At 72.5% G+C, this 2841-nt stretch carries 2 protein-coding genes; both read right to left on the bottom strand.

The genetic code is table 11. From position 1 onward, the window contains the following. The coding region (locus tag AC08OP_RS11525; RefSeq protein WP_476614187.1) for an allantoicase at window positions 1–1211 on the bottom strand (1211 nt) is incomplete at its 3' end. A 245-nt stretch (window positions 1212–1456) separates the two neighbouring features. Further along, window positions 1457–2818, bottom strand: a complete 1362-nt coding sequence (gene allB, locus AC08OP_RS11520; RefSeq protein ID WP_476614189.1) for an allantoinase AllB — start codon at window positions 2816–2818, stop codon at window positions 1457–1459. Window positions 2819–2841: the final 23 nt, after the last annotated feature.

Here is a 2841-nt window from a genome sequence, read left to right as displayed (position 1 = left end):
GTGAACGCCTCCAGCCAGGCCGATTCGGGCAGGTTCCACCATTCCTGCTCAGCGGCCGGCAGCAGGGCCGCGAGGGTCCCGAAGGGCCGACGGGCCGCCACGGCCGCGGCCCAGTCCTCGGACTCGCAGCAGGCCAGCAGCTCCTCGCGAGCCGCGTCCGGGGACAACGCGTCGAACCAGCGCATCGCGAGCGCCTCCCGCCCGACGGGCGTCGGAGCGCCGGTGAGCCGCAGCCTCGCCAGCCCGCCGTCGGGTATCGCGTCGACCCGCACGTGGGTGGCCTGGATCGGGACCTCGAGGTCGAAAAGGTGACGGGTGTTCGGCTGCACCCGGGTCCGCGGCAGCATCGGGTACCACTCGGTGATCGCAGTGACGTCGTCGGGATCAAGAAGGTCGGGGTTGTCCGCCGCCCAGAGGGCCACCGCCCGGGGCGCGTTGCCGCGGAAGTGCCGGGTGTCGACCTCGGCCCGCACGATCGTGCCCTGCGTCGCGAGCCGGACCACCGCCCAGTCGTGGCCGTCCCCACGGCGCCGCCGGGTCTCCCAGCCCTCCCCCATCGCCCGGGCCTCACCCGAGGCGTTCAGGTTGTGGCGGTCACCGTAGTGCATGTCGCTGGCGGCCACCACGACGCCGCCCAGGTAGGCGGCGGCGAGATCGGAGGTGACCCGGTCGAACATCCGGGGATCCGGCACCACCGTGCCATGCACGCGCAGCCGGGCGACTCCGCCATCCGGGTGGATGGTCAGGCGCAGATGGGTGATGCGGGTCCGGCCCTGATCAGCCACCGGCAACACGTTGACCGCGTCCGGCGCGATCGGCGTCCGCGGCACCAGCGGGACCCAGGCCACGGGCTCCTCGGCGACCTCCGCCGCGGAGGGATACCCGGGCAGGGTGGCGCCGTGCACCTCGACGGCCCCGGGAGCGTTGCCGGTGAAGTGGGTGGTGTCCACGGTCACCGCGTGGGCGATGCCGGGTGAGCCCAACCGGATGATGGCCCAGTCGGATCCGGGAAGATCCCGCCGCCGACGGGTCTCCCAACCGTCGGTCCACTGGCCCCGTTCGGTGAACACGCCCGGCCGCACGATCGGCGGTTCGGGCAGCAGCATCCGTTCGGCGAACGCGAAGAACTCGTCGTTGACGGCCACGACCGTACCGCCGAAACGGGCCGCCGCGAGATCGACAAGATTCGTCAGGTCGGGCGCGTCGCTCATCGGGTCCTTCCATGGGGTCAACCGGCCGTACGAAACCGGGCCGTTCACGTGTCGTCGGGTGGCCGCACGGCCCGTCACCACCGTGCGGACCGGATCAGGTCGGACGGGACGACGTGTTAGCGGGGCGCAAAGCGTACTTCGGGCCTGCTCCCTCGGGCATGGTCCGCGTCGGTGGGTGCATCGGATCACATCCGTGGGGAGGGCTCCGGTACGCCGGACGGTCCCGTGGCCCGGCCGGGTAATGCCTACCTCTCTAATAGCCGCCCCCGCGGGGGACGATCCCCGTCCGCTCGCCACCCCCGCAGATAGGTCGCCCGCACCACCCCGTTCAACACGCGTCCGGCATAGGGGGTGAGCGGGTGGCGATGCCGCAGCATCGAGGGCTCCACCAGGAACGACGCATCCGGGTCAAAGACCACCAGATCGGCGTCGGCGCCGATCGCGATGCGCCCCTTGCCGGCCAGTCCTACCAGGTCGGCCGGTCCGGCGCACATCCAACCGACGACGTCGGTGAGGGTGTGCCCCCGCGCCCGGGCCTGAGTCCAGACCGCGGGTAGCCCGATCTGGACAGACGCGATGCCACCCCACGCCGCCGCGAAATCACCGGTGTCGAGCTGCTTCAACGCGGGAGTGGACGGCGAATGATCAGTGACGATCCCGGCGAACAGGCCCTGGGACACCCCGTCCCACAACCGGTCCAGATTCCTGCTGTCCCGGATGGGAGGTGCGCACTTGAAGACGGTGGCTCCGTCGGGGACCTCCTCGGCCGTGAAGGTCAGGTAGTGCGGGCACGTCTCCACGGTCATCGGCAACCCCGCGTCCCGCGCCGCGAGCACGTCGTCGAGGGCATCGGCCGCCGCCAGATGCAGCACGTGCAGGCGGGCACCGGTGGCGGCGGACAGCGCCGCCAGCGCGGCCACGGCCTCGGTCTCCGCGGCCGGCGGGCGCGACGCCAACCAGCTGGCGAAGGCCCGCCCCACGGTGGGAGGTGCCACGGCGAGAACGGAGGGCGCCTCGGCGTGCACGACGGTGAGGGCCCCCATCCGGGCGGTACGCCGGGCGGCGGCCCCGAGGACGTCCATCGAGACGTGCGGGAACTCCTCGACCCCCGACGGGGCCAGGAAGGCCTTGAATCCGAAGACCCCGGCGCCGTGCAGGGCGGCCAGATCATCGAGGTTGCGGGCGTCGGCACCGATGATGCCGCCCCAGAAGCCGACGTCAACGGCAACCTGGCCGGCCGCCACCGCGCGTTTGGCGGCCAGCGCGGCGAGCGAGGTCGTCGGCGGAACAGAGTTCAGCGGCATGTCGATGATCGCGGTGACACCGCCGGCCGCGGCGGCCCGGGTCGCGGTCGCGAACCCCTCCCACTCGGTCCGCCCCGGTTCGTTGATGTGCACATGGGAGTCGACCACGCCGGGAAGCAGAGCCAGGTTGCCGAGGTCCGTGACCAGGGTCCCGGGAGGGGTCTCGTCCGCGGCGGTGATCGCGGTGATCCGGCCGCCCGCGACGTGCACGGCTGCCGGGCGCTCGCCCCCGGGCAGCACGACCCGCCGTGACCGTAGCACCTGTGGCCGCTCCGGCAGGACGTCCGCGGTGGGCTCGTTCATGCCGCCGGAACACCTTGTCCCGG

It is taken from the genome of Frankia sp. CeRuru1 (assembly GCF_977966315.1).
This window is presented reverse-complemented; position numbering and strand designations above follow the sequence as displayed.